Raw genomic sequence first — 21,708 nt, forward strand, 5'->3', positions numbered from 1 at the left:
TCAGGCCACCTCAGCCTTGTTGTTATGCCTGATAAGCCATTCGGGGGCCATGTGCCGGCGACGCGCGTGGACGGCTTCGCGCAGGTTCTCGCGTTCTACGGCTTCGAAGCTGAAATTCTGCATGTCTGAGTCCATCCGGCAACCCTTGGAAAGGGCTTGACACCCCTACAAGAAACAGCTGCATCAAACAGCATAATGCAAGAGGGGCATACCTGCCGATGCTCCGAAGGCGGCAGGACCTACGTCCCGGCATGCAGGACAGGAGGCATCATGGACGCTCGACCGAATTCTCCCGAAGCTCGCGACATCAGCTATCACATGCACGGCTACACCAATGCCCGCAAGCATGAGGAGGCAGGGCCGCTCGTCATCGAGAAGGGCGACGGCATCTATGTCGAGGATCTCGCCGGCAACCGCTACATCGAGGCGATGGCCGGGCTTTGGAGCGTCGCTGTCGGCTTCTCGGAAAAGCGGCTGGTCGATGCGGCGATGCGCCAGATGTCCAAGCTGCCTTACTACCACGACTTCGGTTCCAAATCGCATTCGCCACTGATCGATCTCGCCGAGAGACTGGTGCAGATGGCGCCGGTGCCGATGAGCAAGGCGTATTTCACCAATTCCGGCTCCGAAGCCAACGATACGGCCATGAAGATGATCTGGTACCGGTCGAATGCGCTCGGCCAGCCGGCGCGCAAGAAGATCATCAGCCGCAATCGCGGCTATCACGGCGTCACCATTGCTTCAGCGAGCCTGACCGGTCTGCCCAACAACCACACTTCCTTCGACCTGCCGATCGCCAATGTGCTGCACACGTCGACGCCGCACCATTGGCGCGAGGCGCTGCCGGGCGAAAGCGAAGAGCAGTTTTCAAGCCGGCTTGCCGACGATCTGGAAAGGCTGATCCTGGCCGAGGGACCGGACACCATCGCTGCCTTCTTCGGCGAACCGATCATGGGCGCCGGCGGCGTCATCGTTCCGCCGGGGGGCTATTGGGAGAAGATCCAGGCGGTCCTGTCGAAATACGACATCCTGCTCGTCGCCGACGAGGTGATCTGCGGCTTTGGCCGAACCGGCGAGATGTTCGGCTCGCAGACCTTCGGCATCAGGCCCGACATCATGGTGCTGTCGAAGCAGATTTCTTCGTCGTACCTGCCGATCTCGGCCCTGCTGATCAACGAAAAGATTTTTGAGCCGATTGCCGACGAAAGCAATCGCATCGGCACCTTCGGGCACGGCTTCACCGGCGGCGGCCATCCCGTCGCAGCGGCGGTCGCGTTCGAAAACCTGAAGCTGATCGAGGAGCGCGATCTTGTCGGCAATGCGCGCACGGTCGGCGCGCATATGCAGAAACGGTTGCGCAACCTCGCTTCGCACCCGCTTGTCGGCGAGGTACGCGGCGTCGGCCTGATCGCGGCAGTCGAACTGGTCGGCGACAAGGCGAACAAGACGCCGTGGCAGACCGCCGGCGCGCTGGGCGGGCTCGTCAATGGCTTCCTGCAGCAGAACGGCGTCATCTCGCGCAACATGGGCGACGCGCTGGCCTTCTGTCCGCCGCTGATCATCACCGAGCCTCAGGTCGATCAGATGGTCGACGCGTTTGAAAGGTCGCTCGAAGCCGCCGAACAGGTCGGGTCACAGGGCTGAACAGGCCACCCGAAGGCAGAGGCTGAATGGGCGTTGCGATTGGCACTGGATCATACTTGAACATCCTTTGCGCCGGTGCTACGTCCACCGATATCGACAGGGGCGCTCCGTATTGCCGGGGCTGAGATGGAAGGTGTCAAGCCCTCGGTCCCTCAAGCTGATCTGGGTAATGCCAGCGGAGCGAGGCGACCATGTTTTCAGGTGCACAGATTTCCCTCTATCCGATGTGCGACGATTTCGTCGGCGTCATCCTTGGGGCGCTTTCGGCGATGGATCCCTATCGCCCGAATTTCCGCATCGAAACCGACGACATCTCGACGCTGATCGTCGGTCCGCCGGAACAGCTTTTCCCGGCCATGCGCGATCTGTTCGCATCGGCGGCGGCAAGTGGCGTGCATTGCGTGTTGTCGGCAACGGTGTCGCGCGGCTGTCCGGGCGAGCCTGACGATCCGATCTGTACGCCGATTTCCGGCAGCAGCCATAATTTGTCCCTGGCCGAGCGCATCGACACAGCGCGGGTCCATGTCGACAGTGCAAAAAAGCTCGGACAAGAGGTCGCCGCGCAGTTCTCGCTCTATCCGCTCGGCGAGGGCCATCACATGGACGAGATCTACGGCTGCATCGAATTTCTCAAGACTTCGGGCGTCTTCGACAGGTCGAAGAATTTCTGCACCAAGCTGAGGGGCGATGCCGGGCCGGTGTTCGCGACGTTGTCGGAGGCCTTCCTCCGCTTCGGCGCACCGCAAGGCCATGTCGCGCTCGATCTCACCGTGTCGGCGAACAGCCCGAGCCCTCGGTAGCCTTATTCCTTCGTCCGACCCCCAAAAAGGGGTCGTCAGTGTTGGAGCTTGTCCTTCACCCTGTTCCCCGGGGAGAAGGACAAGCGATAACACATAAGGCTCGACGATCAGAGATTGGCAAACACGCTTTTCACCGCATCGGCCGTCTTCGAGACGACCATGTCGGCCTCTTCGCGCGTCAGGCAGAGCGGCGGCGCGAAGCCCAGAATGTCGCCCTGCGGCATGGCGCGACCGATGACGCCGCTTGCCGCAAGAGCGGTCGCGACCTGCGGCCCGATCTTCTGCGAGGCGTCGAAGAATACGCGGTCGTCCTTGTCGGCGACGAACTCGATTGCCGCCAGCATGCCGTCGCCGCGCACCTCGCCGACGTTTCTATGGCCGCCGACGGCTTTCGCCAGTTCGGCACGGAAATAGGCGCCGGTCTCGCCGGCGTTGGCCACCAGGTCCATCTCGTCGATCAGCTCAAGGTTGGCGACACCGGCGGCAACGCAGATCGGATGCGCCGAATAGGTCCAGCCGTGGCCGAGCGAGCCGAGCTTGTCTGAGCCCTGCACCAGCACCTGCCAGACCTTGTCCGCGACGATGACGCCAGACAGCGGCGCATAGGCCGAGGTCAGGCCCTTGGCGATGGTGATCAGGTCGGGCTTGATGCCGTAATGGTCGGAGCCGAACATGGTGCCCAGCCGGCCGAAGCCGGTGACCACTTCGTCGGCGACCAGCAGCACGTCGTACTTCTTCAGAACCGCCTGGATTTTTTCCCAATAGAGGGCGGGCGGCGGCACGATGCCGCCGGTGCCGAGGATCGGCTCTCCGATGAAAGCGGCGACCGTGTCCGGGCCCTCAGCCAGGATCATCTCTTCGAGCTTGTCGGCGCAGTATTGAGAAAACTGTTCCTCGCTCAGCGAGCGGTCGGCGCGGCGGAAATAGTAGGGCGCCTCGGTGTGCAGGACCGGCGCACGCGGCAGGTCGAAGGCGTTGTGGAACAGGCCGAGCCCGGTCAGCGATCCGGTCATGACGCCGGAGCCGTGATAGCCGCGCCAGCGCGAAATGATCTTCTTCTTCTCCGGCCGGCCGAGCACGTTGTTGTAGTACCAGATCAGCTTGATGTTGGTTTCGTTGGCGTCGGAGCCGGAGAGGCCGAAATAGACCCTCGACATGCCCTGCGGCGCCCGGTCGATGATCATCTTGGAAAGCGTGATCGACGCCTCGGTGCCGTGGCCGACATAGGCGTGGTAATAGGCGAGGTTTTTCGCTTGCGCGGCGATGGCATCGGCGATTTTCTGCCGGCCATAACCGACATTGACGCAATAGAGGCCGGCGAAGGCATCGATGCTCTTCTTGCCGTTGTTGTCCCAGATGGTGACGCCTTCGCCGCCGGCGATGATGCGGGTAGGCGATTCACCCCGTGCATGCGTGCCCATATGGGTCGAGGGATGGAAGAAGTGGTCGCGGTCCCAGGCGGCGAGTTCGTTGGACTGATCGAGCATTTTTTGACTCCTTAGAGAAAGATGGTCCCGACGCGGCCTAAGGTGTGTCGAGATTCAGGTCAGGACGAGTCGAAAATGGTGGCTTCCGAGAACCGGAGCGGAGCGTACTTTTTCGTACGTGAGCACCGGAAGCGCAGGACGCCGCCATTTGCAGACCGGCATCACCTGAATGTCGATACACCTTACGCCACGTCCAGGCAGAGATATCTAAGATCGGTAAAGGCTTCGAGCCCATGGCGCGAGCCCTCGCGGCCGATGCCGGACTGTTTGACGCCGCCGAACGGGATAGGCGCGCCGGTGATCTTGACGCGGTTGATGGCGACCATACCGTAGTCGAGCGCGCGGCCCATGCGCAATTGGCGGCCGCCGTTCTCGGTGACGACATAGGCGACGAGGCCGTATTCGGTGGCGTTGGCGCGGGCGATGACCTCGTCTTCGCTGTCGAAAGGCGTCACGGCGGCGACCGGACCAAAGGTTTCCTCGCGCATGATCAGCGCGTCGTCGGTGACATCGGCCAGAAGGGTCGGCTGGTAGAACAGCGGTCCTGCAGAATCGCGTTTGCCGCCGGTGAGGCAGCGCGCGCCATGGGCGAGCGCATCGGCGACCTGTTCCTCGACCTTCTTGACGCCGCGCTCGTGCATCAAGGGCCCGATGTCGGTGTCATCAATCAGGCCATTGCCTGTCCGCAACGCCTCGATGCGCCTGGCGAAGGCGGTGCAGAAACGATCGTAGATCGGGCGCTGGACATAGATGCGGTTGGCGGCGAGGCAATCCTGGCCGGAGGTAGCGAATTTGGCATCGACGGCTATGGTCACAGCCTTGTCTAGATCGGCGTCGGCAAAGACGACCAGCGGCGCATGACCGCCAAGCTCCATCACCAGCCGCTTCATCGTCGGCGCACTTTGCGCGGCGATCAACCTGCCGATCTCGGTCGAGCCGGTGAAGCTCATGGCGCGGATGCGAGCGTCTTCGCACATCCGCCCGACGATGGTCGAAGCCTTGCCGGTGAGAACGTTGAAGACGCCTGCCGGCAGGCCGGCGCGTTCGCCGAGTTCGGCCAGCGCCAGTGCCGACAGCGGCGTTTCCGACGAAGGATGCGCGACGATGGTGCAGCCGGCGGCAAGGGCTGCCGCCGCCTTGCGGGTCAGCATGGCCGCGGGAAAATTCCACGGCGTGACGACGCCGACGACACCGAGCGGTTCGCGCAGCACCACCATCTCGGCGTTTGGCAGATGGCTGGTGACGCTTTCAGCGTTGAGGCGCTTGGCCTCCTCGGCATACCATTCGACAAAGGAGGCGGCGTAGTCGATCTCGCCCCGCGCTTCTCTAAGCGGTTTGCCCTGTTCGAGCGTCATCAGCAGCGCCAGATCCTCTTTGGCGGCAATGATCAGATCGAACCATTTTCGCAGGATTTTCGAGCGTTCCTGCGGGAGAGCCGCGCGCCAGGCGGGAAAGGCGCGCGATGCCGCGTCGATTGCCTTGCTCGTCTGCTTGGCGTCGAGGGCGGCGACGAAGGCGACGGTGGCGCCTGTCGCAGGATCGGTCACCTCGAAGCTTTCGGCGGCTTCGCTCGCCATCCAGTGGCCGTTGACATAGGCGAGTTCGCGCAGCAGCCGGCGGTCGGCGAGGCGGTCAAGCGCTTCATGGCGTTGTGAGCGGGCAAAATGCGCGGACATTTCGATGTCTCCCGGTTCGAAGTGATACGGAGAGACTATGCGCGCGGTGCAGACAGAGAGGCTGTTTCGGCGCCAACGCGTAGAGAGATTGTCTCTATTGCATCACCGGGGCAGACGATTTCTCTGGTGTTACGATGACATAGGCAACAGATCGGCCACCGGCAAGGCGACCTCCTCCTTCACCGTCTTGGTGACGATGTAAGTGAAATAGCGGTCGATGCCGATCTCGCGTTCGAGCAGGGCGTCGACGAGCCGCTGGTAGGCGTCGATGTCGCGTGCCATCACTTTCAGTAGATAGTCGACGCCGCCGCCCACCGACCAGCAGGCGACGATTTCGGGGACGTCGCGGATAACGCGCTCGAAACGATCGAAATCGGCCTGGCGGTGGCTGGCCAGCGTCACCTCCATCAGCACGGTGGCGACGGGCGCTACGGCGCGCATCGCGACTTTGGCGTGATAGCCGGAAACGATGCCGGCCTTCTCCAGCTTGCGCAGCCGCATCCAGCACGGCGTCGGCGACAGGCCGACCTTGTCGGCGAGCGCCAGCTTGGTGATGCGCCCGTCGCGCTGAACCGCGTCGAGGATTTTGAGGTCGATCTGATCGAGTTTCAATGCGGCCATGAGTGTCCACTTTTTCGTCGCAGCCACCATGACGGCGCATTATTTCGATTGTCAATTGCACTGATTTCGATCTCTAATATGTCATGACATTGTGGCGTCCAGATCCCGCGCTCATCCGGCGGCCGGCCTATCAATCGCTCGCCGACCAGTTCGCGCGCGCCATTCATGACGGCCGCCTGGCCAACGGCTCGCGTTTGCCGACGCATCGGCGGCTGGCCGACGACCTGAAACTGTCGGTGCAGACCGTCAGTCGTGCCTATGAGGAACTGATCCGCCGGGGCCTGGTTTCCGGCGAGATCGGCCGCGGCAGCTTCGTGCAGACACAGCGCCGCGAGCCGGAGCCGCCATACCTGCCGGAGCGCCTTGGCGAGGTCATCGATCTCTCCATCCTGAAGCCGGTCTGCGAGCCGATGCATCTGGAACGGCTGAAACAGGCGCTGGGCTGGCTGGCCGAAAACCTGCCGTCGAGCTCGGCGCTGTCGTTCCGACCGAACATGGTGTTTCCGCGTCACCGCGCTGTGGCGGTCGACTGGCTGCGGCTGTGCGGTCTCGATGTGTCCGCGCAGAATGTCAGCCTGACCAACGGCGCCACGGCCGGCATGACGGTGGCGCTGATGAGCGTGGCGCCGCCCGGTTCGACCGTCGCCACCGAGGCGATCGGCCATCACACGCTGATCCCGCTGGCGCGCTATCTCGGCTTCAACCTCGAAGGACTGCCGATCGACGACAACGGCTTGATCCCGGAGGCGCTGGACGAGGCGTGCCGGCTTTCCGACATCCGTGCCGTGTTCGTGCAGCCCTCGGTGATCAACCCGACCGCGACGCTGATGGACGCCGCGCGGCGCGAGCAGATCGCCGCGGTGGCGCGCAAGCACGACATCGCCATCATCGAGAACGACGTGCTCGGCCCACTGCTCGAGGACCGGCCGCCGCCGGTTGCCGCCTTCGCGCCAGAGCGCACGCTCTACGTCACCTCCTTCACCAAGATCGTGGTGCCGGGCCTGCGCATCGGCTATCTCGCGGCGCCCGATCGCTATGTCGCCGCCGTCGCCAACCGGCATCTCGTCTCCAACTGGATGGCGACGCCGATGGTGGCGGAGATCGCGACAAAATGGGTGGCCGACGGCACCGCGATGGAGCTCGTCCGCTGGCAGCGTTTAGCACTGCGGCGGCGGCAGGAGATCGCCGCGGAAGTGCTTGCCGGGGTCGACTATCGCGTCCATCGCGACGGATTGCATCTGTGGCTGCAACTGCCGGGCGATCGCGCCGAAGAGAGTTTCGTCTCACAGGCCCGCCTGCAGGGCGTGGCGATCGCACCAGGCACATCGTTCCGCATCTCGGCGGCGCCCTGGCAGCCGGCGGTTCGTATCTCGCTGGGCTCGACCACCGAGGGGGAACTGCGCGCCGGCCTGAGCGTTGTCACCAAACTTCTGCTCGGCGATCCGGAGCATCTCCTGCTGGCGATCTAGGCAGACATTGCCGCGAAATCGTGCGGAGTCAGAAACATTGTCATGATATTATTTTCCTGATTGACATGATTTGGCGCGTTCCGCATCGTTGAAGGCATCAAAGTTCTCCAGCACGGGGAAGTTCATTGTCCGCGCCCATCATCAAGATCGACGCCATTTCGAAAAGCTTCGGCACCTTCAAGGTGCTGGACGGCCTGTCGATGCAGGTCATGCCGCGCGAGAAGCTGGCGCTTATCGGCCCATCCGGCTCGGGCAAGACAACGATCCTGCGCATTCTGATGACGCTGGAGAGGATCGACAGCGGCCATATCCAGATCGACGGCGAGCAGCTTTACCACATGGAGCGCAATGGCCAGCTGCTGGCGGCCGACGAACGGCATCTGGCAAGAATGCGCCAGAAGATCGGCATGGTTTTCCAGCTCTTCAACCTGTTTCCGCACAAGAGCGTCATCGACAACGTCACGCTGGCGCCGATCTTGACCAAGGGCATGCCGCGCGCCGCTGCCGAGAAACGGGCGATGGAACTGCTCGACATGGTCGGCATGGCCGACAAGGCCAAAGCGATGCCGGCACAGCTCTCCGGTGGGCAGAAGCAGCGCGTGGCGATCGCCCGGGCGCTGGCGCTGCAGCCCAGGATCATGCTGTTCGACGAGGTGACATCGGCACTCGATCCGGAACTGGTCGAGGAGGTGCTGAACGTCTTGTGGCGGCTCTGCTCCGAGACAGACATGACCATGCTGCTGGTCACCCATGAAATGGGTTTTGCCCATGATTTCGCCGACCGGGTTCTGTTCTTCGACCGCGGCAAGATTGTCGAGGAAGGCAAGCCCGACGAGATTTTCCGCAATCCCAAGCAGGAGCGTACGCAAGGCTTCCTGAAGAAGATCATCGCGGCCGGACATCGCGTCTGACCGCCATGCAGGAGGCGGCGCCGTTCTCTAAGAGTGGCGAAGCCGTTTCGAACCAAAGCAAACCAAGAAGAGAAACAAGGAGTTGGGAACGATGAAAAAACTTGGCATTCTGGCCGGCATGGCCGGTGTTGCACTGACCGCGATTCTGGCCGCCTCGACCGCGGGATCGGCCGACGACGGCAAGCTCGAAGAGCTCAAGGCACAGGGCTTCGCCCGCGTCGCCATTGCCAATGAGCCACCCTACACGGCGGTTGCGGCCGACGGCAAGGTTTCGGGCGCGGCTCCCGATGTGGCGCGTGAGATTTTCAAGCGCCTCGGCGTCGCCGACATCGTCGCCTCGATCTCGGAATATGGCGCGATGATCCCCGGCCTGCAGGCCGGCCGTTTCGACGTCGTCACCGCCGGCCTGTTCATGAAGCCGGAGCGCTGCGCGGCGGTCGTCTATTCGGAGCCGGTGCTGTGCGACGCCGAGGCTATGCTGGTCAAGAAGGGCAATCCGAAGGGCTTCAAGAGCTACGAGGATGTCGCCAAGGATGCCACCGCGACGATCGGTGCGCCAGGCGGCGGCACCGAGGAGAAGCTGGCGCTCACTGCCGGCGTGCCGCGAGACCGCGTCATCGTTGTGCCGGACGGCCAGAGTGGCCTGAAGATGCTGCAGGACGGCCGCATCGACGCCTATTCGCTGCCGGTGCTGTCGATCAACGATCTGGTCAAGAAGGCCAACGATCCGAACCTTGAAGTCGTCGCTCCGGTGGTCGGCGCGCCGGTCTATTGTGACGGCGCGGCGTTCAAGAAGGGCGACGAAGCGCTGCGCGACGCCTTTGACGTCGAGCTGGCCAAGCTGAAGGAATCAGGCGAATTCGCCAAGATCATCGAGCCCTACGGCTTCTCGGCAGCGGCGGCGATGTCGACGACGCGCGATAAGCTCTGCTCGGCAAAGTAGGCATCCCTTCCTTCTCCCCGTTTACGGGGAGAAGGTGTCACGAAGTGACGGATGAGGGGCAGCACAAAGTTCTACGAAGCTGGCGCCGCCCCTCATCTGCCTGCCGGCATCTTCTCCCCGTGAACGGGGAGAAGGGGCCAAGACTACCGCCTCGCACAACTGTAAACGTTGGAAACTCTTGATTTCATGACCCAATGGTCCGGCTATTTCGGCCTGATATTGCAGGGAGCGCTTGTTACCATCGAGCTGACGCTGATGGGGTCGGTGCTTGCCCTGATCATGGCCTTTCTCGCTGGGCTGGGACGGCTATCGCGTTTTTTCGCCATTCGGGCGCTGGCCACCGCCTATATCGAGTTCTTCCGCGGCACCTCGATTTTCGTGCAGCTGTTCTGGGCCTATTTCGTGCTGCCCTTCATTGGCATTTCGCTGACGCCGCTGCAGGCAGGTGTGCTGGCGCTGGGCCTCAATGTCGGCGCCTATGCGGCGGAGGTGGTGCGCGGCGCCATCCAGTCGATCGGCCGCGAGCAGTACGAAGCCTGCACCGCGCTCAACCTTGGCCGCTGGCAAGCCATGCGCCACATCATCCTGCCGCAGGCGCTGCTGGTCATGCTGCCGACCTTCGGCAACAACGCCATCGAATTGCTCAAGGCCACCGCCGTTGTTTCGCTGATCTCGCTCGCCGACCTGACCTTCCAGGCGCAGGTGGTGCGCTCGCAGACCGGCAACACGCTGGTGCCGTTCACCACCATTCTCATCATCTATTTCGTCCTTGCGCTGATCATCTCGTGGGGCGTGCGTTCGCTGGAACGCCGCATGGCGCGCGGCCTCGACGGGGTGCGTGTCTGATGGATCGGGCCTCATAATGGAGTGGGATTGGAATTTCGTCTGGGAGATCATGCCGACGCTGATTCAGGGCGTGAAGATCACCATCCTGGCGACGCTGCTCGGCTCGGTTCTGGCCGCGATCGTCGGGCTGGCCATCGCGCTGGCGCGGCGTTCGCCGAACAGGAGCCTGTCGCGCACCGTCGGCTTCCTCGCCGAGTTCATCCGCGGCACGCCGCTTTTGGTGCAGCTCTATTTCATCTTCTATGTGCTGCCGGATATCGGTATCCTGCTGCCGCCGCTGGTGGCGGGTGTCATCGGTCTCGGCCTGCACTACGGCACCTACACGGCCGAGGTCTATCGCGCCGGCATCGACAATGTGCCGCGCGGCCAATGGGAGGCCGCCAAAGCCTGCAATCTGAACGCCCGGCAGACCTGGACCCACATCATCATGCCGCAGGCGATTCCGCCGATGATCCCGGCGCTTGCCAACTACTTCATCGCCATGTTCAAGGAGACGCCGCTGCTGTCGGCGATCACCGTGCTGGAACTGATGAACCAGGCCAAGAGCGTCGCCAACACCTATTACCGCTATGTCGAGCCGATGACGTTGGTCGGCGCCTTCTTCCTCGTCATCAGCCTATTCTCGGTCGTGCTGCTGCGCTGGCTGGAACGCCGCTACGGCAAGATCGAGAGGTAGTCTCTCATGAAACACGTGCCCGAAATCAGATTGACGCCGACACGGCCAGCGCTCGACGCGCGTCCGCTGGAAAAGCGCGTCGGCCTGATCATCCTTGCCACCGACCATACGACCGAACCGGATTTTCGCCGCATGGTGGCAAGCGACCGGATCGGCGTCTATGTCGCGCGCATCCCCTATGCCAATCCGACGACGCCGGAGAATTTGCGCAAGATGCAGCCGTCGCTGACGGCGGGCGCGGCGCTCATCCTGCCCGACGAGCCGCTCGACGCGATCTGCTATTCCTGCACCTCGGCCTCAGTGGTCATCGGCGATGCCGAGATCGAGGCGGCGGTGCAGGCCGCCAAGCCCGGTATGCCTGTGGTCACACCGCCGATGGCAGGCGTGCGCGGCTTGAAGGCATTAGGTGCCAGAACGATCAGCATTCTCACGCCCTACACGGTCGAGACCAGCCGGCCGATGGCGGCCTATTTCGCGGCGCACGGTTTCGAAATCGCCAGCTTCACCTGCCTCGGCTTCGAGGACGACCGCGAGATGGCACGGATTGCGCCGGCGTCGCTGGTCGATCTGGCGCGCGAGGCGACCGCTGCGCAAGCGGACGCGCTGTTCGTCTCCTGCACGGCGTTGCGGGCAGCACTTGCCGTGGTCGGCATGGAAGAGGCGATCGGCCGTCCGGTCGTCACCAGCAACCAGGCGACGGCCTGGAACTGCCTGCGGCTTTGCGGCGACGTCGAGCCGCGCGCCGAATTCGGCCGTCTGATGGCGCTGCCTTTGGGACAATGAGGCCGTGACGCTTGCGCCCATCACCCTAGCCGACATCCAGTCAGCCCGCGAGCGCATCGCAGGCAAGGTCGAGCGCACACCGACCGTGCCTTCCCCGAGTCTTTCCGGGCACTTGGGCGCGCCTGTTAATCTCAAGCTCGAACATCGGCAGACCACCGGCAGCTTCAAGCTGCGCGGCGCTTCGAACGCCATCGCGTCGCTGAACACCGAGGAGAAGGCGCGTGGCGTGGTCGCCGCCTCGACCGGCAATCACGGTCGGGCGCTGGCTCACGCGGCGAAGCTCGAAGGCATGCGCGCGACGATCTGCATGTCGCGGCTTGTGCCGCAGAATAAACTCGACGAAATCCGCCGGCTCGGCGCCGAGATCCGCATCGTCGGCAACAGCCAGGACGATGCGCAGCAGGAAGTCGACCGGCTGGTCGCGGAAGAGGGACTGGTCATGCTGCCGCCCTTCGACCACCCTGATATCATCGCCGGGCAGGGCACACTCGGGCTGGAGATTATCGAGCAGGTTGCGGACGCCACCCTGGTGCTGGTGCCGCTGTCTGGCGGCGGGCTGGCGGCGGGTGTCGCCGCGGCCATAGAGGGCGTCAGCCCCGGCACCAAAGTCATCGGCGTTTCGATGACGCGGGGTGCGGCGATGAAGGCGAGCCTCGATGCCGGACATCCAGTTTTGGTCGAGGAACTGCCGACGCTGGCGGATTCGCTCGGCGGCGGCATCGGCCTCGACAACCGGCTGACCTTCTCGATGTGCCGCGACCTGCTCGACGACGTGATCCTGCTCAGCGAGGACGAGATCGCCGCCGGACTCCGCCATGCCTATGAACAGGAGCGCGAGATCGTCGAAGGCGCCGGCGCAGTCTGCATAGCGGCCGTGCTTGCCGGCAAGATCAGGGCGAATGGCCCGACAGTGCTCATCCTGTCCGGTCGCAACATCGATATGACGCTGCACAGGAAAGTCGTTTGCGGCGAAGCAAATGAGGAGAGCGCCGTATGAGCCGGATGACGATACTCACCGAAGCCGAATTGCGCGCGATCGTGAAGCTGGATCTCGATGCCGTCGCCTGTGTCGAGAATGCGTTCCGCGCGCTTGCCACCTTGCCGGTGGCGATGCCACCGATCCTGCGGCTCGACATTCCCGAGCATCGCGGCGAGGTCGACGTCAAGACTGCCTATGTGCCGGGGATCGACGGTTTTGCGATCAAGATCAGCCCCGGTTTCTTCGACAATCCGAAGCTCGGCCTGCCCAGCGTCAACGGCATGATGGTGCTGCTGTCGTCAAGAACAGGCCTGGTCGAGGCGCTGCTTCTCGACAATGGCTATTTGACCGACATCCGCACGGCGGCGGCCGGAGCGGTCGCGGCGAAGCACCTTTCGCGGCCGGATTCGTCGATCGCTGCGATCTTCGGCACTGGCGTCCAGGCCGGGCTGCAGCTCGAGGCGCTTATGCTGGTGCGGCCGATCGCCGAGGCCCGCATCTGGGCCAGGGACGCCGCCAAGGCCGAAGCCGCGGCGGATGCATTGCGCGAAAGACTGGGCATCGTCGTGCATGCGGAGCCCGATGCGGCAACGGCGGCGGCCGGCGCCGACATCATCGTCACCACGACGCCGTCGACCGAACCGCTGATCAAGGCCGGCTTCGTCTCCGCCGGCCAGCACATCACCGCTATGGGCTCGGATGCCGAGCACAAGAACGAAATCGCGCCGGCGATCCTGCGCATGGCCGATCTCTATGTTGCCGACAGCGCGAAACAGACACAGCGCCTGGGCGAACTGCATCATGCCATCGCGACGGGCGTGATGGCGGCCGATGCCGAGGTCGCCGAGCTCGGCCAGATCATCGCCGGCGAAAAGCACGGCCGCCGTTCGGACAGCGACATCACCGTCGCCGATCTCACCGGCACCGGGGTGCAGGACACGGCAATCGCCACGCTCGCGCGCGACCGTGCGCGGGCGGGGAATGCCGGGACTATTTTCGAAAGTTGATGCCGGCCGTAAGGCCCAACAAACGAGGACCAAGAACAATGCAACCTAATCTGAAATTCACGCGCGGCGAATATGCGGAACGCCTCGCCATGACACGCAAGGCCATGGAGGTCAAAGGCGTCGATCTGCTTGTTGTCAGCGATCCGTCCAACATGGCCTGGCTGACCGGTTATGACGGCTGGTCGTTCTACGTGCACCAGGCCGTCATCGTGCCGCCGTCGGGCGAGCCGGTGTGGTACGGGCGCGGTCAGGACGCCAATGGCGCCAAGCGCACCGCCTATCTCGCCCACGACAACATCGTTGGCTATGCCGACCACTATGTGCAGTCGACCGAGCGCCACCCGATGGATTTTCTATCGCAGGTGCTGGCCGATCGCGGCTGGGGCAAGCTCGCCATCGGCGTCGAGATGGACAATTACTGGTTCTCCGCCGCCGCCTTCGCGTCGCTGCAGAAACATCTGCCCAATGCCCGCTTCGTCGACGCCACGGCACTGGTCAACTGGCAGCGCGCGGTGAAGAGCCCGACCGAGATCGACTATATGCGCAAGGCCGCCCGCATCGTTGAAGCGATGCACCAGCGTATCGTCGACAAGATCGAAGTCGGCATGCGCAAATGCGATCTGGTCGCCGAGATCTATGATGCCGGCACGCGCGGTGTCGACGGCATCGGCGGCGACTACCCGGCGATCGTGCCGCTGCTGCCGTCGGGCGCCGATGCTTCAGCGCCGCATCTGACCTGGGACGACAGGCCGATGAAGTCAGGCGAGGGTACCTTCTTCGAGGTCGCCGGCTGCTATAACCGCTACCATTGTCCTCTTTCCCGGACTGTGTTCCTCGGTAACCCGACGCAGGAATTCCTCGATGCCGAAAAGGCGACGCTGGAAGGTATGGACGCTGGGCTTGCCGCGGCAAAGCCTGGCAACACTTGTGAGGACATCGCCAACGCCTTCTTCGCGGTGCTGAAGAAATACGGCATCGTCAAGGACAACCGCACCGGCTATCCGATCGGGCTTTCCTATCCGCCGGATTGGGGCGAGCGCACGATGAGCCTGCGTCCCGGCGACCGCACCGAGCTGAAACCGGGCATGACCTTCCATTTCATGACCGGCCTGTGGCTGGAGACGATGGGCCTCGAGATCACCGAGTCCATCCTGATCACCGAGACAGGCGTCGAGTGCCTGGCCAATGTGCCGCGCAAGCTGGTGGTGAAGAATTGAGCACGGTCTCCCACCTTCGCCCATCGCCGATCACGCCGACGGTGGATTTCGAACGCGACGGCGTCCAGCACGGTTTCCTGCGGCTGCCCTACAGCCGTGACGATTCGGCCTGGGGATCGGTGATGATCCCGATCTGCGTGATCCGCAACGGCAACGGGCCGAGCGCATTGCTCACCGGCGGCAATCATGGCGACGAATATGAGGGGCCGCTGGCGCTCTACGATCTCGCCCGCACGCTCGATCTGAAGCACGTCAGCGGCACGGTCATCATCGTGCCGGCGATGAACTATCCGGCATTCCGGGCCGGCACCCGCACCTCGCCGATCGACAAGGGCAATCTGAACCGCAGCTTTCCCGGCCGCCCCGACGGCACGGTGACCGAGAAGATCGCCGACTACTTCCAGCGCGAACTCTTGCCCCGCACGGACATCGCGCTCGACTTCCATTCCGGCGGCAAGACGCTCGACTTCGTGCCGTTCTGCGCCGCCCATATCCGGCCCGACAAGGCGCTGGAAGCCAAAGGCTTCGCGGCGGTCGAAGCGTTCTCGGCGCCCTGGTCGATGAAGATGCTGGAGATCGACGCGGTCGGCATGTTCGACACTGCCGCCGAAGAGATGGGCAAGCTGTTCATCACCACCGAGCTTGGCGGGGGTGGGACTTCCCGCGCGGAGACGGTGCGGATCGCGCGTCGCGGCGTGCTCAATGTGCTGCGCCATGCCGGCATTGTCGCTGGTGCGGTCGAGATGCAGCCGACCCGCTGGCTCGACATGCCGTCAGGCGATTGCTTCTCGTTCGCCGAGGACGACGGGATGATCGAAACGATGATCGATCTCGGCGAACCCGTCGAAGAGGGCCAGGTCCTGGCGCGCATCCACTCCATCGGCCGCACCGGGGCCGCACCTCAAGAGATCAGGGCAAGAATGTCCGGCCTTCTGGCCGCGCGGCATTTCCCCGGACTGGTCAAGGCGGGCGACTGCACCGCAGTGGTCGCCGTACTCGTCGATTGAAGGCGGAACCAGCCAAACTCAGGTTTGGTCGTTCTGCCGCGCGGTATCGCCCTCGAAGCCGTAACGCCAATAGGCGACCACGAGATGCGCATCGCGCGCCAACTTCCGGTCCTGCCTGAGATAGGACCGGATGGCGCGGAAGCTCTTGTGCTCGCAACCGACCCAGGCGAAGACGCTGCGGTCGTCTTCGGGCCAGGGCACGTCCCGGACCGCGTCCTGAAGCAAAGTCGATTTGCCTGGCGCGACGCTATTCCTATGCAGCCATTTTATATCAAGCGTGGCCTGCGAAAGCAGCTTTTGCTCCTCGCCGCCATCAGCGAGTTCGATGCGGACGACGGCGTGCACGCCGGCCGGCAGCGCCTCCACTATGCGGCCGATCGCGGGCAGGGCAGTCTCGTCGCCGGCAAGCAGGCACCAGTCGGCCTGGGGAACGTCGCCGCCGCCCGGGCCGGTCATCCCGACGATGTCGCCGATCCGTGCGTTGGCCGCGAAGCGTGCGCCGGGCATACCGTCGCCCTCATGCATTACGAAGTCGATATCGACCTCTCCCTTTTCGACGTCGATGCGGCGGATCGTGTAGACGCGCACATCAGGTCGTCGTTCCGCTTCGGGCCATACAGGACGGCCATCCACGCCGGTGATCGGCCAGGCGGGTGCCGCGCCATCCCTGGGAAGCAGCAGACGGACATGAAGTCCGCCTGTCGCGAAGCGCCGCAGGTCATTTCCGGCCAGGGTCAGTCGCCGCATATGCGGCGTGACATTGGCGGTCTGCACAACGCGCATCTCGCGGAAATAGGGTAGCGGCTGGCCCGCCGCTCCATCGCCCTGCCAAACGATGCTGGGGCTCTCCGCCGCTGCGAAATGCAGCAGATGCTCGGCGATGGAGAGCTTCACATAGGCGAGGGACGTCTCGTCCCTGCCTTCGGCAAAAACCTTCAGGCAGCGTTGGCAGGCCTCCATGCTGGCTGAGCCGAAGGCCGTGTCGATGCGGCTGCAGGCGCCGTCGACGGCGACATCGCCGTGATCGGCAAAATGCGCGCAAAGCCGCTTCATGATGTCTTGCGGACAAGACAGCACGATTTCAGCGGATGCCTTGAGGTTCCTCGGCATTTCAACCATGGCGCGGCACTCCTTTTGCGAGCAGATGGACGAGATAAGGTCCGCCAAGCAATGAGGCGAACAGGCCGACTGGGAGTTCGTATGGAAAAGCCACCATGCGCGACAGCCAATCCGACACGATCATCAGCAGCGCGCCGACAAGGACCGCGCCGGCGAGGTGAAGGCGGGCACGGGTAAAGCCGATCAGCCGTGCAAGGTGCGGTGCGATGAGACCGACGAAGCTGAGCGGTCCGACGAACATTGCGGCAAGCGCGGTCAGGGCTGCGGCGAGAACGATCAGCGTCAGCCGACCGCCCGCAATTGGCAGGCCGAGCCCGCGTGCGGTATCCTCGCCGAGCGGCAGGATATCGAGCCAGCGGGCGGCTAGAAACAGCGGCAATGTCAACAGCATCAGGCAAACGACCATGACCCAGGCATCGACACCGGTCGCCTGACTGGTCGAACCGCTGAGCCAGCGCAGCAGGACATAGGACTGCGCATTTCCCATGGCGATCGTTGCGGTGATCACGGCGCTGCACAGCGCGCTCATCGCGATGCCAGCAAGCAGCAACCGCTCGGAGCCGAATTTCGCCCGTGCGGCGATTGCCAGCATGGCGATCAGCACCGCCAGCGAACCGAAAACTGATCCGGCGAGCTGCCAGCCAGGCGCCGCCGTCGCACTGACCATCAACACCGCTGTCAGGCCGGCGCCGGCTCCGGTGCCGACACCCAGCACCTCGGGGCTTGCCAGTGGATTGCCGGTGATCCGCTGGATAACGACGCCCGCCACTGCCAGCATGGCGCCGGCGGCTGCCGCCACGCCGATCCGCGGCGCGCGCCAGGCGGCGAGGTCGGAAAGCATCTCGCCACCGGCGATCGACCAGCCCGCCGGACCGCGCCCGAGAACAAGCGCCACCACCGCCGCGACAAGGGTCAGCAGAAGCAGCAGCAGGATGACGAACCGACTGGCCTTGCGCGGGGATGTGCCTGATGTGTTCAGGCTCGGCCATTCCAATAGGCGCAGCCTCGGCAGCAGCCAGAGCAAAACCGGGCCGCCGAGAAGCGCGGTGCCCGCGCCGGTCGGAATGCGTTCGCCACCGGCGCCGGCCGCCAGTTGTACCAGCCCATCCGTCAGCCACAGCAGGATGGCGCCGATCAACGGCGCCGCCAGCAGCTTTTGCCCTAGCGAACGCGCGCCCGAAAGCGTGGCGAGCGCGGGTGCCGCAAGGCCGACGAAGCCGATGACGCCGACCTCGGCGGCCACGGTGGTCGCCATCCACACGGCAAGCGCAATGATGAGGAAGCGGCTGGTGTGACGCGCTATGCCGAGACTGCGCGCCGAGGCATCGTCGAGGCCAAGGATCGTCAGTGGCCTGAGCAGCAGCAGGGCGGCGCCGGCGCCGACTGCCAGCCTGGTCGACAGGGCGATGGTCGGGCCCCAATCCTGCTGGACCAGCGATCCGCCGCCCCAGATGAACAGCGAGAACAGATAGTCGCCATTGGCCAGGATCAGGGCGGCGCTGATTGCGCTCGCGGTCAGCGCCACCATCATTCCAGCAAGCACGACGGAGACGGGCTCAAGCCCGCGCCGCCAAGTCAGCGACAGCACCAGCAGCACCGCAGCAGTGCCGCCGGCAAAGGCGACTGCGCCTTGCGACCGCTCCATCAGAAACGGCGCATAGACGGAAGCGGCCGTCATTGCCAGTTGCGCGCCCGACGAGATGCCGAGCGTCGACGGCTCGGCCAGCGGGTTGCGCAGCACACGCTGCAGCAAAAGGCCGGACAGGCCGAGAACGGCGCCGGCCAGCACCGCCACCGCCGCGCGCGGCAGCGTGCTGTAGAAAAGGATGACACGATCGAGGTTGACGCCGTCGCTCGTCGGCGCGGTCGGCCATTGCGTGCTGATGCGCCATGCGAACAGCAGCGCTGCCACCGCCGCGAGGAGGCCCCAGAGCGCGATCGGCGACAGCGCACGACCGGCCGTGGCGCGCTCGGTCATGGCGCGGTCAGCCATGCCCGCCAAGGGCAGCCGTGGCCAGCCGTGCGAAGCGGCGTGCCGAGGGCAGGCAGCCGAAGTGATTGATCGGCTCAAGCAGGGCGACACGGCCCTCGCGGCCGGCCGGCAGAGCATTCCACAGCGCATTTTCGGGAAGCGCGCGGCCGACATCGGCCGGCAGCGGCGAAACGACGAGGATCGAGGCGTCGGGAACGCGCGCCAGCGCCTCCAGCCCGACCGGAGCAGCGGCGCTGTAGCTCGTCTCGTCGGTCCAGGCATTCTCAATACCGAGACGCCGCAGCACGTCGCCGAACATGGAATCCCGGCCAAAGGCGCGGAAATGGCGTGAATCGCCCAAGCTGATGACGAAGGCCGGCCGCCCGGCGGCGGCTGGCAGCGTTGCGCGCAATCGGGTGATTTCGACTGATGTCTCGTCGACGTAGCGTTTCGCTTCGGCCCGTCGTCCGAGCTTTTCGCCAAGCGCCAGCGTCGCCGCTTCGGCGAGCGGGTACGGCGGCACGCCAGGCGCGTAGACCGTTTGCGCAAAGACCGGCGCGATGCGCTCGAGCATCGGGCGCTGGTATTCGTAGAAACTGGAGATGGCGACAAGATCCGGCGCGACGATGTGCAGCAGTTCGTAATTGGGCGTGCCGCGCAGCCCGAGATCGGTCACCGATCCGGGCATCTCGGGTTCCACCGCCAGCTTGCGAAACTGGATCAGTTCGGTCGCCGCGACCGGCTCGATACCAAGCGCGATCAAGGTTTCCAGCATGCCCCAGTCGATTGCTGCCACGCGCAGCGGCGCAGCTCTGGCGGCGATCGGCGGCAACATGGCCGCCATGCCAAGCGCGAGTACCCGCCGCCGGTTGGGGAGGAGGTGGATCATCACCAGGGTCTACAGCCGATAGCTACCAAGTCGTATGGGCCTTCAGCTTGAACGACCGGCCTTCGCCATAGGAGCAGGTCAGGGTCGTCTGGCAGCTTGCCACATATGTCTTGTCGAAGAGATTGGTGATGTTTAGGTCAACGCCCCAGTTCTCCTTCTCGTAGCCGAGCTTCAGGTCGGCCAGCGTGACGGCCGGAACCTTCGCCGTGTTCTCGTTGTCGGCCCATGAGGAGCCGAGGTGACGCACGCCGGCGCCAATCGAGACGCCGTCATACCAGTCGCCGCGGAAAGTATAGTCGACGGATGCGGAGACCATGAGTTCGGGCACGATGAAAGGTGTCTTGCCGATCAGCGCCGGGTTGGCGTCCTTGGTGATGTCGAGGTCATAGGCGGTGAAAGCACCCGTCACCCGCAAATCTTCGGTGATATTTACCTTGCCCTCGAGTTCCACGCCGCGCGAGCGCACCTCGCCCCTCTGAACCTGAGTAAAGGGATTGTCCGGACTTGCGACGGCCACGTTCTGACGGGTGAGGTCGAACACCGACAGGGTGAACAGGCCATCGACGAAGGTCGGCTCATATTTGACGCCAACCTCGTATTGCACGCCCTCTTCAGGTTTGAACAGATCGCCATTCGCGTCGGTACCGATGATCGGATTAAAGAATGTGGCGATGCTGGCATAGGGGGTGATGCCGTTGTCGAACTCATAGGCGAGACCAGCGCGGCCGGAGAAATCGCCAACGTTGCTGCTCTGTGAGCTGGAAATCGCCGAGTAGTAGGTCGGGCCGTTATCGGCGCTAAGCCAGCCCCAGTCATAGCGGCCGTTCAGCGTCACCAGCCAGCCATCGCCGAAGCGAAGCTGGTCCTGCGCATAGAGGCCGAGCTGCTTCTGCGTCAGATCCTGGTTGAGATAGCTGACGCGAGGCGTTAACGGCGAACCATAGACGGGATCGAATGCATCGATCGGTGGAGTCGTCCCAAATAGGGCCGACGACTGCACCTGGTCGATGTTGTAATATTTGTAGTCGATACCGGCCAGCAGCGTATGTTCGATCGCGCCGGTCTCAAATTTGCCTTCGATCTGGAGGTCCGACAGGAATGTTATGACATCGGTATCGTGGCCGAAATTGATGCGATCCAGTTCCGTCGCGCTCGCCCAGCCGTTGGGGTAGACGCTGACCTCGTCGATGGATGCCGCGCCGAAGCGCGTGTTGGAGCGCACCGTCCAGTCATTGTCGAAGGTGTGCTCGAACTCGTAGCCGATCGAGCCCTGTTCGCGCTTATAGAGATCGATGCTCGGCTCAGTGAAATTGGCGTCGGGATCGATGCGGCCATAGTTCACGCCGTCGACGACCCGGTCCACCACTGTGCCAATATAGGGCAGAAAATTGCCGCCATTGTGGTTCTCGTCGATATGGCTGAAATTCGCGAGCACCGTCAGCCGGGTCTGATCGTCGGGCTGCCAGGTGATGCTTGGCGAGATGAAGCCGCGCCAGCCGTCCTGCAGGTCGCTATAGCTGTCGCCGCCGGCGCCGCCGCCGGTGGAGCGCTAGGGGACCCCCCCCGCGCGGGGCCCCGCGCCCCATTGGGAGACCCGATATGCCCAAACCGCGGGGGTTTTGGCGGGTTTGGCAAAAAGCGGGCGGGCCGGGGGGCGCGTTG

Annotated in this window: 19 protein-coding genes, 1 pseudogene and 1 riboswitch; of the genes and pseudogenes, 12 read left to right on the forward strand and 8 right to left on the reverse strand. The window is 64.0% G+C overall.

Annotated elements, in window-relative coordinates; all coding sequences use genetic code 11:
- Positions 1-123, reverse strand: a complete 123-nt coding sequence (locus AC0L26_RS19665; protein WP_473634047.1) for a hypothetical protein — start codon at positions 121-123, stop codon at positions 1-3.
- Between the two features lie 147 nt (positions 124-270).
- On the opposite strand from AC0L26_RS19665, the gene AC0L26_RS19670 reads away from it, so the two are divergent.
- Both AC0L26_RS19670 and AC0L26_RS19675 read left to right on the forward strand, forming a co-directional pair.
- Positions 271-1,644 carry an aspartate aminotransferase family protein gene (locus AC0L26_RS19670; RefSeq protein ID WP_473634048.1) on the forward strand — a complete coding sequence of 458 codons (1,374 nt, stop codon included), beginning with the start codon at positions 271-273 and terminating at the stop codon, positions 1,642-1,644.
- Positions 1,645-1,732: 88 nt separating this feature from the next.
- A riboswitch (TPP riboswitch) is annotated at positions 1,733-1,845 on the forward strand.
- Entirely contained in the window at positions 1,836-2,444 is a 609-nt protein-coding gene (locus AC0L26_RS19675; protein WP_473634049.1) for a YkoF family thiamine/hydroxymethylpyrimidine-binding protein, read from the forward strand. It overlaps the preceding riboswitch by 10 nt.
- 107 nt (positions 2,445-2,551) lie before the next feature.
- Here AC0L26_RS19675 and AC0L26_RS19680 read toward each other — a convergent pair whose 3' ends face one another.
- The 3 genes from AC0L26_RS19680 to AC0L26_RS19690 all read right to left on the reverse strand — a co-directional run bounded on the left by AC0L26_RS19680 (position 2,552) and on the right by AC0L26_RS19690 (position 6,228).
- The gene (locus tag AC0L26_RS19680; RefSeq protein WP_473634050.1) at positions 2,552-3,931 is read right to left on the reverse strand and encodes an aminotransferase; all 1,380 of its coding nucleotides are present in this window, start codon (positions 3,929-3,931) and stop codon (positions 2,552-2,554) included.
- 182 nt (positions 3,932-4,113) lie between these two features.
- Complete coding sequence (locus AC0L26_RS19685; protein ID WP_473634051.1) at positions 4,114-5,607, reverse strand: NAD-dependent succinate-semialdehyde dehydrogenase; 1,494 nt, start codon at positions 5,605-5,607, stop codon at positions 4,114-4,116.
- A gap of 129 nt (positions 5,608-5,736) precedes the next feature.
- Complete coding sequence (locus AC0L26_RS19690; RefSeq protein WP_473634052.1) at positions 5,737-6,228, reverse strand: Lrp/AsnC family transcriptional regulator; 492 nt, start codon at positions 6,226-6,228, stop codon at positions 5,737-5,739.
- Between the two features lie 83 nt (positions 6,229-6,311).
- Here AC0L26_RS19690 and ehuR point away from each other — a divergent pair, with 83 nt between their 5' ends.
- From ehuR to doeB, 10 genes are all read left to right on the forward strand, one after another.
- On the forward strand, positions 6,312-7,697 hold the full coding sequence (gene ehuR, locus AC0L26_RS19695) for a MocR-like ectoine utilization transcription factor EhuR (RefSeq protein ID WP_473634053.1): 1,386 nt from the start codon (positions 6,312-6,314) through the stop codon (positions 7,695-7,697).
- 125 nt (positions 7,698-7,822) lie between these two features.
- Positions 7,823-8,608, forward strand: coding sequence for an ectoine/hydroxyectoine ABC transporter ATP-binding protein EhuA (gene ehuA, locus AC0L26_RS19700; RefSeq protein ID WP_292502755.1), 786 nt, complete (start codon positions 7,823-7,825; stop codon positions 8,606-8,608).
- A gap of 91 nt (positions 8,609-8,699) precedes the next feature.
- Positions 8,700-9,551 carry an ectoine/hydroxyectoine ABC transporter substrate-binding protein EhuB gene (ehuB, locus tag AC0L26_RS19705; protein WP_352931371.1) on the forward strand — a complete coding sequence of 284 codons (852 nt, stop codon included), beginning with the start codon at positions 8,700-8,702 and terminating at the stop codon, positions 9,549-9,551.
- Positions 9,552-9,737: 186 nt separating this feature from the next.
- Positions 9,738-10,397, forward strand: a complete 660-nt coding sequence (gene ehuC, locus AC0L26_RS19710; RefSeq protein ID WP_473634054.1) for an ectoine/hydroxyectoine ABC transporter permease subunit EhuC — start codon at positions 9,738-9,740, stop codon at positions 10,395-10,397.
- A gap of 16 nt (positions 10,398-10,413) precedes the next feature.
- Positions 10,414-11,073, forward strand: coding sequence for an ectoine/hydroxyectoine ABC transporter permease subunit EhuD (gene ehuD, locus AC0L26_RS19715; RefSeq protein ID WP_352931375.1), 660 nt, complete (start codon positions 10,414-10,416; stop codon positions 11,071-11,073).
- Between the two features lie 6 nt (positions 11,074-11,079).
- On the forward strand, positions 11,080-11,856 hold the full coding sequence (eutA, locus tag AC0L26_RS19720; protein ID WP_473634055.1) for an ectoine utilization protein EutA: 777 nt from the start codon (positions 11,080-11,082) through the stop codon (positions 11,854-11,856).
- 4 nt (positions 11,857-11,860) lie between these two features.
- On the forward strand, positions 11,861-12,853 hold the full coding sequence (gene eutB, locus AC0L26_RS19725; RefSeq protein WP_473634056.1) for a hydroxyectoine utilization dehydratase EutB: 993 nt from the start codon (positions 11,861-11,863) through the stop codon (positions 12,851-12,853).
- Positions 12,850-13,842 carry an ectoine utilization protein EutC gene (gene eutC / locus AC0L26_RS19730; protein ID WP_473634057.1) on the forward strand — a complete coding sequence of 331 codons (993 nt, stop codon included), beginning with the start codon at positions 12,850-12,852 and terminating at the stop codon, positions 13,840-13,842. Before eutB ends, eutC begins: the two co-directional genes overlap by 4 nt.
- A gap of 38 nt (positions 13,843-13,880) precedes the next feature.
- Positions 13,881-15,059, forward strand: a complete 1,179-nt coding sequence (gene doeA, locus AC0L26_RS19735; protein ID WP_473634058.1) for an ectoine hydrolase DoeA — start codon at positions 13,881-13,883, stop codon at positions 15,057-15,059.
- Positions 15,056-16,066 carry a N(2)-acetyl-L-2,4-diaminobutanoate deacetylase DoeB gene (gene doeB / locus AC0L26_RS19740; protein ID WP_473634059.1) on the forward strand — a complete coding sequence of 337 codons (1,011 nt, stop codon included), beginning with the start codon at positions 15,056-15,058 and terminating at the stop codon, positions 16,064-16,066. The genes doeA and doeB overlap by 4 nt, the downstream gene beginning before the upstream one ends.
- Before the next feature lie 18 nt (positions 16,067-16,084).
- On the opposite strand, the gene AC0L26_RS19745 is transcribed toward doeB, so the two are convergent.
- The 4 genes and pseudogenes from AC0L26_RS19745 to AC0L26_RS19760 form a co-directional block, all read right to left on the reverse strand.
- The gene (locus AC0L26_RS19745; protein ID WP_473634060.1) at positions 16,085-17,185 is read right to left on the reverse strand and encodes a DUF2218 domain-containing protein; all 1,101 of its coding nucleotides are present in this window, start codon (positions 17,183-17,185) and stop codon (positions 16,085-16,087) included.
- Positions 17,178-19,178, reverse strand: a complete 2,001-nt coding sequence (gene fhuB, locus AC0L26_RS19750) for a Fe(3+)-hydroxamate ABC transporter permease FhuB (protein WP_473634061.1) — start codon at positions 19,176-19,178, stop codon at positions 17,178-17,180. The genes AC0L26_RS19745 and fhuB overlap by 8 nt, the downstream gene beginning before the upstream one ends.
- Positions 19,171-20,046, reverse strand: coding sequence for an ABC transporter substrate-binding protein (locus AC0L26_RS19755; protein WP_473634062.1), 876 nt, complete (start codon positions 20,044-20,046; stop codon positions 19,171-19,173). The genes fhuB and AC0L26_RS19755 overlap by 8 nt, the downstream gene beginning before the upstream one ends.
- Positions 20,047-20,068: 22 nt before the next feature.
- A pseudogene (locus AC0L26_RS19760) lies at positions 20,069-21,577 on the reverse strand (TonB-dependent siderophore receptor); the annotation flags it as partial.
- Positions 21,578-21,708 lie beyond the last annotated feature (131 nt).

The organism is Mesorhizobium sp. WSM4823 (genome assembly GCF_055811195.1).

Excerpts from the sequence above, each read along its gene's own strand:
- ehuB (WP_352931371.1), top strand. The coding sequence starts at position 8,700 with ATGAAAAAACTTGGCATTCTGGCCGGCATGGCCGGTGTTGCACTGACC.
- eutA (WP_473634055.1), top strand. The coding sequence starts at position 11,080 with ATGAAACACGTGCCCGAAATCAGATTGACGCCGACACGGCCAGCGCTC.
- AC0L26_RS19690 (WP_473634052.1), bottom strand. The coding sequence starts at position 6,228 with ATGGCCGCATTGAAACTCGATCAGATCGACCTCAAAATCCTCGACGCG.
- AC0L26_RS19665 (WP_473634047.1), bottom strand. The coding sequence starts at position 123 with ATGCAGAATTTCAGCTTCGAAGCCGTAGAACGCGAGAACCTGCGCGAA.
- AC0L26_RS19675 (WP_473634049.1), top strand. The coding sequence starts at position 1,836 with ATGTTTTCAGGTGCACAGATTTCCCTCTATCCGATGTGCGACGATTTC.
- ehuR (WP_473634053.1), top strand. The coding sequence starts at position 6,312 with ATGACATTGTGGCGTCCAGATCCCGCGCTCATCCGGCGGCCGGCCTAT.
- AC0L26_RS19745 (WP_473634060.1), bottom strand. The coding sequence starts at position 17,185 with ATGGTTGAAATGCCGAGGAACCTCAAGGCATCCGCTGAAATCGTGCTG.
- eutC (WP_473634057.1), top strand. The coding sequence starts at position 12,850 with ATGAGCCGGATGACGATACTCACCGAAGCCGAATTGCGCGCGATCGTG.
- AC0L26_RS19670 (WP_473634048.1), top strand. The coding sequence starts at position 271 with ATGGACGCTCGACCGAATTCTCCCGAAGCTCGCGACATCAGCTATCAC.
- AC0L26_RS19685 (WP_473634051.1), bottom strand. The coding sequence starts at position 5,607 with ATGTCCGCGCATTTTGCCCGCTCACAACGCCATGAAGCGCTTGACCGC.
- ehuC (WP_473634054.1), top strand. The coding sequence starts at position 9,738 with ATGACCCAATGGTCCGGCTATTTCGGCCTGATATTGCAGGGAGCGCTT.
- AC0L26_RS19680 (WP_473634050.1), bottom strand. The coding sequence starts at position 3,931 with ATGCTCGATCAGTCCAACGAACTCGCCGCCTGGGACCGCGACCACTTC.
- doeA (WP_473634058.1), top strand. The coding sequence starts at position 13,881 with ATGCAACCTAATCTGAAATTCACGCGCGGCGAATATGCGGAACGCCTC.
- ehuD (WP_352931375.1), top strand. The coding sequence starts at position 10,414 with ATGGAGTGGGATTGGAATTTCGTCTGGGAGATCATGCCGACGCTGATT.
- fhuB (WP_473634061.1), bottom strand. The coding sequence starts at position 19,178 with ATGGCTGACCGCGCCATGACCGAGCGCGCCACGGCCGGTCGTGCGCTG.
- AC0L26_RS19755 (WP_473634062.1), bottom strand. The coding sequence starts at position 20,046 with ATGATCCACCTCCTCCCCAACCGGCGGCGGGTACTCGCGCTTGGCATG.